A 13,021-nucleotide genomic window follows, 5' to 3' on the forward strand; every position below is an offset into this window, starting at 1 on the left:
GAACATTCCCTTTTTACTGATCATCCTTCTGATGACAGGCCTTTCGTTATCAGCCAAAGAAAAAACTATTTCACTAAAGAAATTCAAATCCACCGACATCGGGAATCCCGACATTTCCGGTTCATCGCGTATTCAGGATAACAGCATCACCATTACTGCCGGTGGCGCTGATGTGTGGGGCGTTGAGGACGAGTTTCGGTTCGTTTACATGGAACAAACCGGCGATTTTGATCTGATTGCCCAAATTGAGAGCCTCACCGAGCCACATTTGTACACCAAAGCCGGATTGATGGCCCGCGAAGATCTCTCGGATAATAGTCGTCACATCTTTTTTCAGGTATTTCCAAACAACAATCCACGGAACAAAAACAATGGCGGTTACGAATTTCAATACCGGAAAGAAAAAGCCGGCGAAATGAAAGCCATTTATCCTGCCAAATTCGATGGAATTCCTGAATTTCCGGTTAATTATCCCAATACCTGGATCAGGCTGAAACGGGTTGGAAACGACTTTACCGGATTTTACAGCGCGGATGGGAAAACATGGAAGCTATACACAACTTTCAACATGGAAATTCCAGAGAAAATATACCTGGGTTTTGCAGTTACCTCACACAACACAAAAAAAGCGGCCACCGCCATATTCAAAAACATTTCAGAATTAAAGGAATAACACAACAACTATGAAAAATTTAGTAATCTTTCTACTCTTGTTTTCCGGATTAGCAACATGGGCTGCGAAACCAGTACCTTCCGACCCGAAAGCAACTCCCGAAGCAGTTGAGCTGTATCAAAAAATGTTGAAGCTGGAGCCTAAAGGAATGATGTTTGGACATCAGGATGCCTTTGCTTACGGAACAACCTGGTATGCGCAGGAAGGCCGTTCTGACGTGAAAGACGTTTGCAGCGACCATCCGGCAATCATTGGTTGGGAACTGGGGCATTTGGAACTTGGAGGCCCATACAGCCTCGACTCTGTTTATTTCGACAACATTCGGAAAGGAGTAAATTATGCCAACAAAATTGGAGCAATTAATACCATAAGTTGGCACTTCCGCAATTTATTAACCGGAGGAACTGCCTGGGATGTGAGTTCAAAAAAGACAGTGGCATCTATCTTGCCAGGCGGTGAAAAGCATCAGCAATATCTGCAATACCTCGACAAACTGGCCACTTTTATGCTAAGCCTGAAAACTGATCAGGGGAAATACATTCCGGTTTTGTTCAGGCCTTTTCACGAACATACCGGAAGCTGGTTCTGGTGGGGTAAAAACCTGTGTACGGTTGACGAATACAAAGCGCTGTGGCGGTTTACCGTGAATTACCTCCGAAATGAGAAAAACATTCATCATTTACTATTCTCTTATTCAACCGACCGTTTCGCAACAGCCGACGAATATCTGGAACGCTATCCGGGCGACGACCTGATTGATTTGCTCGGATTTGATCTGTACGACAACGGACCTGATTATCAGACCATGTTAAGTAATTGCGCCAGGATTGTTACACAGATAGCCACACAAAAGGGGAAAATTGCTGCAGTTACCGAAGCTGGTGATCCAACTGGCAAAAAAACAGAATGGTGGACTAAAGCCATACTTGAAAACCTCCGTCCGTATAATCTTTCGTATGTTTTGGTGTGGAGAAATTCGTTCACGAAAACGAAAGATGTTCCTTTTGGTCCATACAAAGGCAGCCCCAGCGAACAGGATTTTGTAAAGTTCTACAACGACCCGAAAACCTTGTTTCTGAAAGATATTCAATAAAACAAGAAAGAGTCAACCGACAGCATTTCGCTCTGGGTTGACTCTTTTTCCGTTATAATAACGTTTAGTTTATAGTAATCGGGTACAGGCTTCTATCGTTTCAGATCAAACATTCACATTGAATAAATATCCAACAAACGCAGTTATTCCCATAGCAACTGTACCCCAAAATGTAATTCGAATTACTGCTTTTACTATACTTGAACCGCCAGTTTTTGCTGCCAAAGCCCCTAAAATAACCAGGAAGAAAATCGCGAAGCCATAGAGATAATACTCCAGGCTTTTCACCGGAAGAAAAAGTGTGACAATAAGTGGAAGTATTCCCCCAACAGTAAACGATAAGCCTGAAGCAAAAGCTGCCTGGATGGGTTTGGCCTGACTTATTTCATTTATTCCCAATTCATCACGAATGTGTGCTCCCAGCGCATCGTGTTCTGACAATTCCTGGGCAACCAATAAAGCAGTTTCTTTTTTAAGTCCTCTTCTCTCGTAAATCTCAGCTAAAAGTCCTAATTCAATCTCAGGCATTTCAATTAATTCTTGCCTTTCCCGCTCAATATCTGCTTTTTCTACATCAGTTTGAGAACTTACAGAAACATATTCGCCTGCTGCCATTGATAAAGCACCAGCCACCAATCCGGCTAAAGTTGCCAACACAATGGGGTCTCGAAGTTCACTCGCCGCCGCAATTCCGATCGCAAGACTTGATGTCGATAAGATCCCGTCGTTTGCTCCCAAAACGGCTGCTCTCAACCAATTGCTTTTGTGAATGAAATGAATGTCTAAATAATCGTCTAATCCCTTTGTTTTCTCGGTCATTTTAATTGTTTTTTATAACTCTCAAGGTGTAATTCTCAAAAATTCTTCGCTTTAGCCAATCCGATTTCAGGCACATTATCGCAATGAAAATGCTCAAGGCGATTCTGATTGGACACGACTTTTCAAATATACAGATATTCTATGTTCAATTTAAAAAAGACGCGATTCTTACTAGCGGATCAGTTGCTTTTCAAACAATGGCATATAAATCGGACCAGCGGGAGTGGTTATGCTTTCAAACAAAACAACTTTGTTCATATTAACCCGATCGAAAACTGCCTCCTGATATTCTGTTAGCAACGATTGAAATGCAAAAGGATTATCCGCTCTTTTCACGCGGGCAATCGTCAAATGTGGCTTCAGTGGTTTCTGGTCGAATGAAAATCCATTTTGCTGAAGTAATTCGCCCAACATCGAATAGGCTAACATCAGTGGCTGAAGATTTTGAAGGCCAAGCCATAAAACCTTTGGATTGTGGGCATTGGGGAACACTCCTACCCCAAACAAACTAGTTTCATAAGCCTGTATTTTACTGAACGATTCGTCGATTAATCTTTTCAGCAGTGGAACCGCTGAATCTTCGGTGCTACCCAGAAAAAACAAAGTAATATGCCAATTTCCAGGAATAGTCCAATTCAACACATTCCGGTTCAATTGTGTGTCATTCCTCCAAGTCTCAACCTGCTGAACTGATCTTTGAGATTCGATTGGAATACCGATAAAAAGTCGTTTCATGACCTAAACTTACTGACTTTTTTCGAATTCTATTTATCCAGCAGATGAGCCTGAATAAATCGCAATTGTTTTTCGAGCATAGCAACTTTACACATTTCAAAGCCGGCCTTTCCTGCAGTTTCCAGCGGTTTCGAATAAATGTATTCGATTTCCATAGCACGGCGATGATCGTAATCGAGTTTCATGCTGGGCGCGTAGGGTTTCATTTTGACGGTCATGTCGATCATCTGCTGGGCCAGCGATTCTTTCAGCGGAACTCCGCAGGCATTGGCTCCGTGAATCACTTCCAGCATCAGTTCTTTCGACAGCTCGCGGGTTTGATTATTCGACATCAAACGGTCGGTGGTGGTATTCAAAACGACCGTCATGCCATTAAAAGGAATGTTCCAAACCAGTTTTTGCCAACGGGAAAATTTCAGATCAGGCGAAAGTTCCGAATGAATTCCTGCCAACTGAAAATCGGAGACAATTTGTTTCAGAATTTCCTGCTCAGGAACATTGTACGAACCAATAATCAGCTTTCCATAATCGAGGTGATGAATATGCCCAGGCCCAATTTTGTTCGAGCAGATAAATGCCAATCCGCCCGCAATGGCAACTCCCGGCAACTGAGCCGAAAGATCTTCTTCGAGACCTAGCCCATTTTGCAACAAAACCACAACACTTTTAGCATGAAGAATCGGCTTGATCAATTCGGGCAAATGGTGATTCCCGGTCGTTTTCAGGCAAACCAGAATCACATCGCATAAAGGCATTTCTTCCGTATTGGGATATGCATTCACTTCCGACAAATGAAAATCGCCATTTACGGATTCAACCTGAAGTCCATGATTGCGAACATATTCATAATCGCTCCGGAATAAAAAATGAACTTCATGACCAGCCTTGGCCAGCATTCCGCCATAAAATCCGCCCAAAGCGCCTGTTCCAATTACTCCGTACCTGATTGCCATTTTCAAATCTGATTTCTGTGTTCAGGCAAAAATAACTACAAAGCCAGTTTTAAGTAGCTTAAAGACTGTTGAGCCAATAAATCGTAACAAAAAAGTTACAAGCCACCTGCTACACATAAATCACTCAAAAGAATTCATTAGTTTTGAGAACCAAACATCTAAACACTAATACACCTAACATGAAATTAACTCTTTTTTCACTGCTACTAATACTTACCGGTCTTTCCATTCAAAACTTATCGGCTCAGGAAACCAAATCGATCTCGTCTCCTGACGGAAATCTTACCATTATCATTCAACTTGACAAAGATGGAGCCTTGAGTTATTCTTTCAATGCTTTTAAGCAAGCAGCTATTTTAAACTCACCAATGGGATATTCTGCCGGGAATTCAGTTTCGGTGCCTTCCTCTGGTTGGGCTATCAAAAATTCTGAACAACATTCAGTAATCTCTGTATGGAAACCAGTATGGGGCAAACGGTCGGTGGTTCCTGACGAATACAACGAAATAACGTTTAATCTTATTGGTCCGGATACCACTAAACTTCAGCATTTATGTTTGGAAGTCAGAGCATACAATGATGGTGTAGCTTTTCGCTACAGTGTGCCGGATGAAGAGAAAAACAGTTTAATAGCCACATCAGAATTAACTGCCTATCACTTTGCTGGCGACTACACAGCCTGGTTCTATAACGGCGAAAACGCAAATATTGGCCCTGTAAAACTTTCGGAAAACGATGCGAAACGATTGCCGGTAATGACTGTCAAAGCCAGTGATAAATTATACATGGCCATTCATGAAGCAAATTTAGCAACTGGCGATCCTCTGGTTCTTCAGTCCACAAAAGGCAGTACCTCTTTTTCTGTTGTTTCTAATCCTGGAACTCTGAAAGCAGGTTTTCAATCGGCCTGGCGGGTGATTCTTTGCGGTAAAACGCCCGGCACGATGGTCGACTCGCATATGATCGAACTTTTAAACCCTCCGGCAGTGGGCGATTTCTCGTGGGTAAAACCCGGAGTCGCAGTATGGGACTGGCGTATTGACGGTGCGCAAGTTGATGGCTTCACCTACGGAATGAATTATCCATCGTGGGTTCGTATGGTTGATTTTGCTGCCGAAAATAACATTCGCTACTTAGTTCTGGACGCCAACTGGTACGGCCCGGAACACGAAGCAAAATCAGACCCGCTGAAAGGCGATAAAGTGAATGATGTAAAGAAATTACTTCAGTATGGGAAAGAAAAAGGAATCGGGATCTGGCTGTATCTTAACGATGTAGGTGGGCGCAAATTCCCGATTGAACAAACCTTGAAACAATATGGTGACTGGGGCGCTGCTGGCATCAAATATGGATTTATGAGGGGCAATCCCACTGAAAAAAATGAATGGACACGCAAGATTACGGAACTATGTGCACAAAATCACCTCCTTTGCGATTTTCACGATGGGCCGGTACATCCTTACGGACAGATGCGCACCTTCCCCAACGCAATAACTCGTGAATATTGTCATGCCCAGTTAGATGGACATCATGTTTTTGTTCCTTCAACTTTTGTGACTACCGTTTTTGTAAATATGTTGTCGGGACCAATCGACATGAATAATGGGATGTTCGATCTTCGACAAGGGAAGACGACTCGTGTTGACGAAAATCAACCAGTTCCATCCACCTTGGTTTCGGAAGCTGCTCGCACACTAATTGTTTTTTCAGGGGCAACGATTATTCCTGACATTCCTGAATATTACCGTAAATATCCCGATTTGCTGAAATTTATTGCTTCGCAGAAAATGCCATGGCAAGAAAGCAAAACACTTTCAGGAGAAATTGGCGAATACATTGTGGAAGCACGACAAGCAAACGACGGAGTTTGGCTTGTTGGTGCTGCTTCCAATGAATCGCCCCGGGAGCTTGATATTCCACTCAGTTTCCTGAAACGTGGAAAATATGATATGACAATTATTCAGGATGGCGACAATGCCCATTACCTTACCAATCGCGAGGTATTGAAATCGGAGAAAAAAATCATGAAGCCGTCAGAAACAGTGCATGTAAAACTTGCCGCCGGTGGTGGCGCCTGCCTGATTATTAAAGAAGTGGGCAGACTAAATTGAGAATTTCAATTACTCACATCTTGTTAACATTGAATTTTAAGAAATTACCTATGATCAACTGCAATTCTTGACACTTGCCTAATTCTGCATCACCTAAATTTTCAGAATCAACAAAGCCTCAAAACATTTTGCGCTTCTAAATGGTTTTATTACTCAGTTTCAAACTTATAGATGAAGCAATAATGGAAACCAAAGCATTTGTATTCGAGCAAACTTTTCAGGTACCAAGCTCATTTGTTTGGCAAGCTATAACAGACAGAGATGAAATGAAACTCTGGTATTTCGATCTTCCGGAGTTTAAACCGGAAGTTGGCTGTGAATTTCGATTTATGGGAGGACCAGCTGAGGACCGGCAATACCAACACATTTGTCGGGTTACGGAGGTTATTCAAAGCAAAAAAATTGCATACTCCTGGCGTTACTACGGTTATGAGGGAAGCACACTGGTGACTTTTGAGCTTTTTGATGAAGGCAACCAAACCAGGTTGAAACTAACACACGAAGGTCTGGAAACATTTCAGGCTGACAACCCCGATTTCGCAAAGAAAAACTTTGCAGAAGGATGGACCTGGCTCATAGGTACTTCATTAAAGGAATTTCTTGCAAAAAAACAGAAACTTTAAAATTATACCCAATGAAAATCGCTTCAATTATCGTTCGTGTCTTGATGGGTCTCATGTTTGCATTTGCGTCCATCGTTGTGCTATTTAAACTCATGCCTCAACCTGAACAAACAGGCAATGTTAAAATCTTCATGGATGGAATGACCGCTTCGGTCTACCTGATGACCACCGTGAAAATTGTTGAACTCATATGTGCCATTGCTTTTCTATCCGGAAGATTTGTTCCGTTGGCAAGTGTGGTTATCTTTCCAATTACCCTGAATATTCTGTTGTTCCATGTATTTCTGGAACCATCAGGATTACCTGTTGCAGTATTGCTAATGATTGGGAATCTGTTCCTGGCATTTTATTATCGCGACAAATACAAGCCGATGTTAGCCCCAAAATAAGAAATTGTGTTTCTCATCATTCAAACAGATAGCACGAACCAGTCAAATCCAGATTGATTCGTGCTTTTTTATGTCAGATCCTGAACTGTTAAAAAGCGGAATTTAACAGTTACCGGATATTTTTTTCGCTAAATTTAAAGTGTCTAAAAAAGATAGCCATGAAACGAAAAGTATTTATCTTAGCCATTTTTGCATTGATTTCCTATTCGTTATCAGCTCAATCGAAACAGGACTCAAAATCAAATTCAATCAAAATCGGGTTCAATTCCTATCAGCAAATTCTGAATGATACGTTGAAATTAAGCGTTCCACCCGAAGGCGAAAATCGTCAATTCTTATTTCAGAAAAATGAGCTGCAAAACCAGGATCTTGCGCAATTTGACGCCCAGAGATCTATCATTTCAGATCAACAGTTCAGGATGCCGATATTGAATCCCGCATTTAAATCGGAAATGCCCGCAATGAGGCCTGATTCCTCAGTTCATTTCTTTCTTCGCATCAAAAAGATTGGGAAATAAGATTCAATTCCCGAAAAAATGAGGCTTCCGGCCTTTAACATTTATCCGTAATTTCAGCTCAATTCCATTGCTTCAATATCGATTTTCAACTAACTTGCATCCTCAAATTCAGATAAATATAAAAACCTAATCAACTAAAATGAAACGAACAGCCTTTTCAATGATGACTATTCTTCTGGTCATCTTTTTTTCTGTAAGTCAGGCATTTGCAGAAATTAAATTACCTTCCATTTTTTGCGACAACATGGTGATGCAGCAGCAAACTCAGGCCGCAATTTGGGGCAAAGCCAGTAAAAACGCGACCGTTAGTATATCCACATCATGGAATGGGAAAAGCTACAGCGCCAAAGCTTCGGCAGATGGTAGCTGGAAAATACAAGTTGTAACGCCTAAGGCTGGCGGCCCTTATGAAATCACGATCAGCGACGGCAAATCACTGAAACTAAAAAATGTATTGATCGGCGAGGTTTGGGTTTGCTCCGGACAATCGAACATGGAAATGCCTATGAAAGGATATAAAAACCAACCGATTATGGGTGGTTTAGATGCTATCGCACTTTCTTCAAACCCAAACATCCGGTTGTTCTCGGTTAAAAAAGCCACCAGCGTGGAGCCACTTGACGATTTGACCGGTGGATGGAAATTGTGCGAACCCGAAAATGTAGCCGAATTTAGTGCAACAGCCTATTACTTTGGATTAATGTTGAATAAAGTCCTGAAAGTTCCGGTTGGCCTGATCAATACAAGCTGGGGCGGAACCCGTATCGAACCATGGATCAGTGAAATGGGATGCAAAAACTTCGATTGGGTGAAACTTCCGGAGAAGAAACCGGTTGAAAACCTCTCGCAACAAACACCAACCGTTCTGTTCAACGCCATGATCAACCCGATTGTAGGCTATGGAATGCGTGGCGCTATCTGGTACCAGGGAGAATCGAACCGCAACGAACCCAAAGAATATCAGAATCTGATGCCGGGACTAATCGAAAACTGGCGCTCTTTGTGGGGAATCGGCGAATTCCCATTTTACTTTGTTCAGATTGCTCCATTTGATTACGGCCCAACCGGATTGAGCTCAGCTTACCTTCGCGAAGCCCAATTAAAAGCATCAACAGCGATTAAAAACATCGGCATGGCTTGTATCATGGATATTGCTGAAAAAGATTGCATCCATCCGGCAGCCAAAGAAACGGGATCGAAACGCCTCGCCTTGCTTGCACTGGCTCAAACCTACGGGATAAAAGGAATTGCCAGCCAAAGTCCTGTTCTGAATGAGATGAAGGCTGATGCAGGAGTGGTTAAACTGACCTTCGACAATGCACCCAACGGATTAACTTCGTATGGTAAGGAATTAAGTTGCTTCGAACTGGCTGGAGCCAATAAACGTTTCTTCCCAGCTAAAGCTTTCATAACCGGAACTGGCATTACCTTAATTTCGCCTTCTGTTGCTGAACCTGTTGCCGTACGTTATGCATTTAAAGATTTTATTGTCGGCGACTTATTCAGCACAGAAGGATTGCCAGTTTCATCATTCAGAACCGACGAATGGGAACCTGAAAAATAAACGATCGGGTTATCTCCATAAAAAAGCAAAACCTCTGATTTCATATCAGAGGTTTTGCTTTTTTATGGAGCTGAACAATCTGCATTCAGTAGATGATTAGCCTTTCTATCCGAAGAATTAATTATTACGAATATCCGATTGCATACTTAATTGAATCTACAATTGGGGCTTTGCCCCAAACCCTAAATCCTTTTTTGTCTTAACACAAAAAAGGATTCAAAAAAAGTCAAGGCAGAGTCCGCTTCGCTCGAAAAACTAACGTTCGACGGCTAAAATCTTTTAAACTCGCCTATCGGCTCAAACAGAAAAGATTTTTTAACGCCGCCTTCACTTGTTTTTCGGCTCACCGGCCAAGGCCAGTCACTCTTCTTTAAGTTTTAGGTAAAAAACGGATACTCATTTAATTATTGCACTTTCCAAACCAGTACATCGGCGGTTTTCATCGATTTGCTGCCAATCAAAACTTTGGCATTAGCCGGAAGGTTCATTTCATAAACCTTATCGGAGTAATTCATGGCTATCCCAAATCCATCGCGATATTCAACCATAATTCCCTGCGGATAATTCTCCACCGGAATACCTTGCTGTTTGTACAATTTAGTAAGTACCTGTTTTTCCAAATCACCTGTTTTGGAGTCAACACCAATGTAAGTTACCGTTCCTTTACCCAGTTTGTGGAAAACAATGGCCGACGTTCCGGCGTAGAAATCGCCTTCGTACGTTCCCCAGGTTTCTGTTCCGGCGAAAGGTTTTAGCAGATCGCCCCAACTGGTCCATGCAAATTCCTGATTGTTGAATTTTATTTTATCCGGAGATTGCGGCATCAACAAATCGTACGATTCAACCTCGGCGCCAAACAATTTCCACATCGGCTGATAGAATTTGGCTTCCCACAAATGTCCGCTGCGATCCTGAATTCCGGTACGGCAGCTCATCACCAGATTACCGCCCTTCTCGGCATAAGCAGTCAATTTATCAATCATCTGCTGATCGATCATTTCGTAAGCGGGTACAATCAAAACCGGATAATTGGCAAAATTGGTGGTGTCGCGTACAAAATCAACCGGAGCGCCAAACGATTTCACGGCTTTGTAATATTTCAGGAAATGACCCTCAGTATTCCATTCGGTGGTTTGTTTGTTCAGATTGAGTCCCTGAACATTGTCGGTATTAATCAGGATTCCGGTTTTACGCTGTTCGTAAGCTTTTGGCAGTGCAGCTTTCGGGTCGTAATTTTTACGCAACGTCTGTATTTCCTGAATAAACTGGCTGAATTCTTTTCCTCCGGGAGTTGGTGTTACACCATCGGGGCCTACCATGCCATAATGGTATTGCTCGTAACCATACAATGGAGCACGAAAGCGATACGAACAGGTAAATTTACTTCCTCCGGCAAACACGTGCCACAAATACATGTGGATAGCGCCCGGAAGTGGCTGCGGATTGATGCTTCCCCAGTTCACCTGACCAGGCTGAAGTTCCATAACGCCGTAAGCGCCTTTCAGCGGACGGAAAAAATCGTTGGCCATGGCAATGCGCGAATATTCACCCACGCGGTAACCTTTCGGTCCGATACCTAGATCGCCACCATAAACCATATACCGGGTATAAGCCACAAAATCCAATTCTTTGCTCTGACCAACATAGCCCACATCGTACATCGGAATATAGTTTGAAGTAATCCATTGGTCTTTCGAAGCGTATTTTTTGATTTCGCGGGCCTGTTCATCCAGAAAAGTTGCTGTTTCGGCATCGGCAAAACGATAATGATCGAGTTGCCCATGAAGGTTCATCCCCCATTGTTTGTGAAGCGGGATATTTATCTCGTCGAAACTGGAATAAGTCCCGCTCCAGAAATTGTTTCCCCATGACTGGTTCAACGCATCAATGGTTTTGTATTTTTCTTTCAGCCAGTCACGAAACCTCTGAGGCGCATCAACACCATAATCGAGAAAACGGCGAGGCTCATTATCCACTTGCCAACCAATCACACGTTTATCATTTCCATAACGTTTGGCCAGTTCAGCAATCATTTTCATCGAATACATGCGGAAATAATTGCTCGAAAAAGTGGCATGTTGCCGTCCGCCATGATCCATTTTCGTACCATCCTCGTTGGTTGCAAGCACATCCGGGTGTTTGCGCACCAGCCACACCGGTGGAGTTGCTGTTGAGGTACACATCACCACTTTCAGGTTATATTTGGCAGCAAGTTGCAGTGACCGATCGAGCCACCGGAAATCGTATTTTCCTTCTTCGGGTTCAAGTTCTGCCCAGGCAAATTCGGCAAAGTGGGTAAATTCGAATCCCATTTTGGCCATGTTCTGGAAGTCGCGCTCCCATTGTGTCGAGTCCCAATGTTCAGGATAATAGTAAACGCCCACAGAAGTTAGGTCTTTGGCCGGGAAAAATTTCCCGATATTCTGAGCATTCAAATTGAAACTCAAGAAAAGCCCGAATATACTCAGAATTAGCAGTTTCGGTAATGATACAAATTTCATCAGCATGATCATTTGATTTAGATTTTAGGGTAATAAATTGGCAATACAAGTATAATTCATTTCACCGGATTTTTATGAAAAGAAAAAATCCTGAACCCATAAATTCATGGACTCAGGATTTTTTAATATGGAGTATTGCATAACGTTCAACTCGCCAGAATCAACTCTTCCAACGCTATGGCTTTGGGATGAAGGATGTCGTTTTCGAGGTGAACATGTACATGCAAATCATCATCAAACTCTTTCAGTTTCTCATACAGAACCCGAAACGTATCGGATGCATCACGAGGTGGAGTATAGTTGCTGCTTAGTTTTGACAACCGCTGCATCATGATGCCGGCAGTTTCGTGCTCGGTTTCCATCACCCTCGCGGGAACTTTTACCGATCCGAAACCAGGCCTGTCAACATGTGTCAGGTCTGATTTGGCCTGATTCAATTTTTTAATATAGGGGAACAAAACAAGCTCTTCTTTTTTCAGATGAAGGAGCATCTCGTTTGAAATTTGTTTAAACAGACTCTGAATAATTGCGAGTTCAGAATGCGTTGCACCATACGAATCAACCACTTCAGAGGTAAGTGCCTTGATCTGCAAAATGGCATTTTTCACATACTCATGATGCGTTTGTATAATATAATCGGTCAAGTAATCACAGTTCCAGTTGTTATAATTGTGAGTCGATAATACGTTCTCATTCGTGATTTCTACAGCCGAAGAATTAATCAGATTTGGCATCGCAAAGAATTTTATAGTCAGTTCTCTCCAAAACTAATGAAAATTCCCATTTCCCACGGTTAAAAAAGCACCAAATTTATATCATTGGTGTCCCGGTAAAATTCTGAGATTCTTCGCTTCGCTCAGAAAAACAGTTATTTACACGAGTCTGGAGGGAAAGAAGGGTAGGTTTGCAGCAAAGCCGCAAACCTACCCTTCTTTCATCACACCTCATTGATTGTCATTTCGAACAAAGTGAGAAATCTTAATGTGATATGAATTGCTAAGTTTTACCGAACTATAGCGAATTTCATTAAAAGAAAAATCCT

Annotated in this window: 12 protein-coding genes; 7 read left to right on the forward strand and 5 right to left on the reverse strand. The window is 42.3% G+C overall.

Features of this window, described 5'->3' with window-relative positions; genetic code table 11:
- Window positions 1-31: 31 nt before the first annotated feature.
- A complete protein-coding gene (locus AQPE_RS04960) occupies window positions 32-673 on the forward strand; it encodes a DUF1349 domain-containing protein (protein WP_318349944.1) in 642 nt (213 codons plus the stop codon).
- A gap of 10 nt (window positions 674-683) precedes the next feature.
- Window positions 684-1,766 carry a glycoside hydrolase family 26 protein gene (locus AQPE_RS04965; RefSeq protein ID WP_318349945.1) on the forward strand — a complete coding sequence of 361 codons (1,083 nt, stop codon included), beginning with the start codon at window positions 684-686 and terminating at the stop codon, window positions 1,764-1,766.
- A 105-nt stretch (window positions 1,767-1,871) separates the two neighbouring features.
- On the opposite strand, the gene AQPE_RS04970 is transcribed toward AQPE_RS04965, so the two are convergent.
- The 3 genes from AQPE_RS04970 to AQPE_RS04980 all read right to left on the reverse strand — a co-directional run bounded on the left by AQPE_RS04970 (window position 1,872) and on the right by AQPE_RS04980 (window position 4,273).
- Window positions 1,872-2,585: a VIT1/CCC1 transporter family protein gene (locus tag AQPE_RS04970; protein ID WP_318349946.1), complete on the reverse strand. Its 714-nt coding sequence runs from the start codon at window positions 2,583-2,585 to the stop codon at window positions 1,872-1,874.
- A 171-nt stretch (window positions 2,586-2,756) separates the two neighbouring features.
- Window positions 2,757-3,320, reverse strand: a complete 564-nt coding sequence (gene thpR / locus AQPE_RS04975) for an RNA 2',3'-cyclic phosphodiesterase (RefSeq protein ID WP_318349947.1) — start codon at window positions 3,318-3,320, stop codon at window positions 2,757-2,759.
- A 29-nt stretch (window positions 3,321-3,349) separates the two neighbouring features.
- The gene (locus AQPE_RS04980; RefSeq protein WP_318349948.1) at window positions 3,350-4,273 is read right to left on the reverse strand and encodes a putative 2-dehydropantoate 2-reductase; all 924 of its coding nucleotides are present in this window, start codon (window positions 4,271-4,273) and stop codon (window positions 3,350-3,352) included.
- A 179-nt stretch (window positions 4,274-4,452) separates the two neighbouring features.
- On the opposite strand from AQPE_RS04980, the gene AQPE_RS04985 reads away from it, so the two are divergent.
- The 5 genes from AQPE_RS04985 to AQPE_RS05005 all read left to right on the forward strand — a co-directional run bounded on the left by AQPE_RS04985 (window position 4,453) and on the right by AQPE_RS05005 (window position 9,478).
- The gene (locus tag AQPE_RS04985) at window positions 4,453-6,384 is read left to right on the forward strand and encodes a glycoside hydrolase family 97 protein (RefSeq protein ID WP_318349949.1); all 1,932 of its coding nucleotides are present in this window, start codon (window positions 4,453-4,455) and stop codon (window positions 6,382-6,384) included.
- Window positions 6,385-6,566: 182 nt separating this feature from the next.
- Entirely contained in the window at window positions 6,567-7,007 is a 441-nt protein-coding gene (locus AQPE_RS04990; RefSeq protein WP_318349950.1) for an SRPBCC family protein, read from the forward strand.
- Window positions 7,008-7,018: 11 nt separating this feature from the next.
- Window positions 7,019-7,396 (forward strand): hypothetical protein, encoded by a 378-nt coding sequence (locus AQPE_RS04995; RefSeq protein ID WP_318349951.1) that lies wholly within the window; start codon window positions 7,019-7,021, stop codon window positions 7,394-7,396.
- Between the two features lie 158 nt (window positions 7,397-7,554).
- Window positions 7,555-7,914, forward strand: coding sequence for a hypothetical protein (locus tag AQPE_RS05000; protein WP_318349952.1), 360 nt, complete (start codon window positions 7,555-7,557; stop codon window positions 7,912-7,914).
- A 139-nt stretch (window positions 7,915-8,053) separates the two neighbouring features.
- Window positions 8,054-9,478 carry a sialate O-acetylesterase gene (locus tag AQPE_RS05005; protein ID WP_318349953.1) on the forward strand — a complete coding sequence of 475 codons (1,425 nt, stop codon included), beginning with the start codon at window positions 8,054-8,056 and terminating at the stop codon, window positions 9,476-9,478.
- A gap of 404 nt (window positions 9,479-9,882) precedes the next feature.
- On the opposite strand, the gene AQPE_RS05010 is transcribed toward AQPE_RS05005, so the two are convergent.
- Together AQPE_RS05010 and AQPE_RS05015 are read right to left on the reverse strand one after the other, a co-directional pair.
- Window positions 9,883-11,979, reverse strand: coding sequence for a beta-galactosidase (locus tag AQPE_RS05010; RefSeq protein ID WP_318349954.1), 2,097 nt, complete (start codon window positions 11,977-11,979; stop codon window positions 9,883-9,885).
- A 146-nt stretch (window positions 11,980-12,125) separates the two neighbouring features.
- Window positions 12,126-12,713, reverse strand: a complete 588-nt coding sequence (locus tag AQPE_RS05015) for a hemerythrin domain-containing protein (protein WP_318349955.1) — start codon at window positions 12,711-12,713, stop codon at window positions 12,126-12,128.
- Window positions 12,714-13,021 lie beyond the last annotated feature (308 nt).

The organism is Aquipluma nitroreducens (assembly GCF_009689585.1).
GTDB lineage: Bacteria > Bacteroidota > Bacteroidia > Bacteroidales > Prolixibacteraceae > Aquipluma > Aquipluma nitroreducens.

Bases quoted from the DNA above. Each gene is read 5' to 3' on its own strand.
- AQPE_RS04970 (WP_318349946.1), bottom strand. From the start codon at position 2,585: ATGACCGAGAAAACAAAGGGATTAGACGATTATTTAGACATTCATTTC.
- AQPE_RS04990 (WP_318349950.1), top strand. From the start codon at position 6,567: ATGGAAACCAAAGCATTTGTATTCGAGCAAACTTTTCAGGTACCAAGC.
- AQPE_RS05010 (WP_318349954.1), bottom strand. From the start codon at position 11,979: ATGAAATTTGTATCATTACCGAAACTGCTAATTCTGAGTATATTCGGG.
- AQPE_RS04985 (WP_318349949.1), top strand. From the start codon at position 4,453: ATGAAATTAACTCTTTTTTCACTGCTACTAATACTTACCGGTCTTTCC.
- thpR (WP_318349947.1), bottom strand. From the start codon at position 3,320: ATGAAACGACTTTTTATCGGTATTCCAATCGAATCTCAAAGATCAGTT.
- AQPE_RS04965 (WP_318349945.1), top strand. From the start codon at position 684: ATGAAAAATTTAGTAATCTTTCTACTCTTGTTTTCCGGATTAGCAACA.
- AQPE_RS05005 (WP_318349953.1), top strand. From the start codon at position 8,054: ATGAAACGAACAGCCTTTTCAATGATGACTATTCTTCTGGTCATCTTT.
- AQPE_RS05000 (WP_318349952.1), top strand. From the start codon at position 7,555: ATGAAACGAAAAGTATTTATCTTAGCCATTTTTGCATTGATTTCCTAT.
- AQPE_RS04960 (WP_318349944.1), top strand. From the start codon at position 32: ATGACAGGCCTTTCGTTATCAGCCAAAGAAAAAACTATTTCACTAAAG.
- AQPE_RS04995 (WP_318349951.1), top strand. From the start codon at position 7,019: ATGAAAATCGCTTCAATTATCGTTCGTGTCTTGATGGGTCTCATGTTT.
- AQPE_RS04980 (WP_318349948.1), bottom strand. From the start codon at position 4,273: ATGGCAATCAGGTACGGAGTAATTGGAACAGGCGCTTTGGGCGGATTT.
- AQPE_RS05015 (WP_318349955.1), bottom strand. From the start codon at position 12,713: ATGCCAAATCTGATTAATTCTTCGGCTGTAGAAATCACGAATGAGAAC.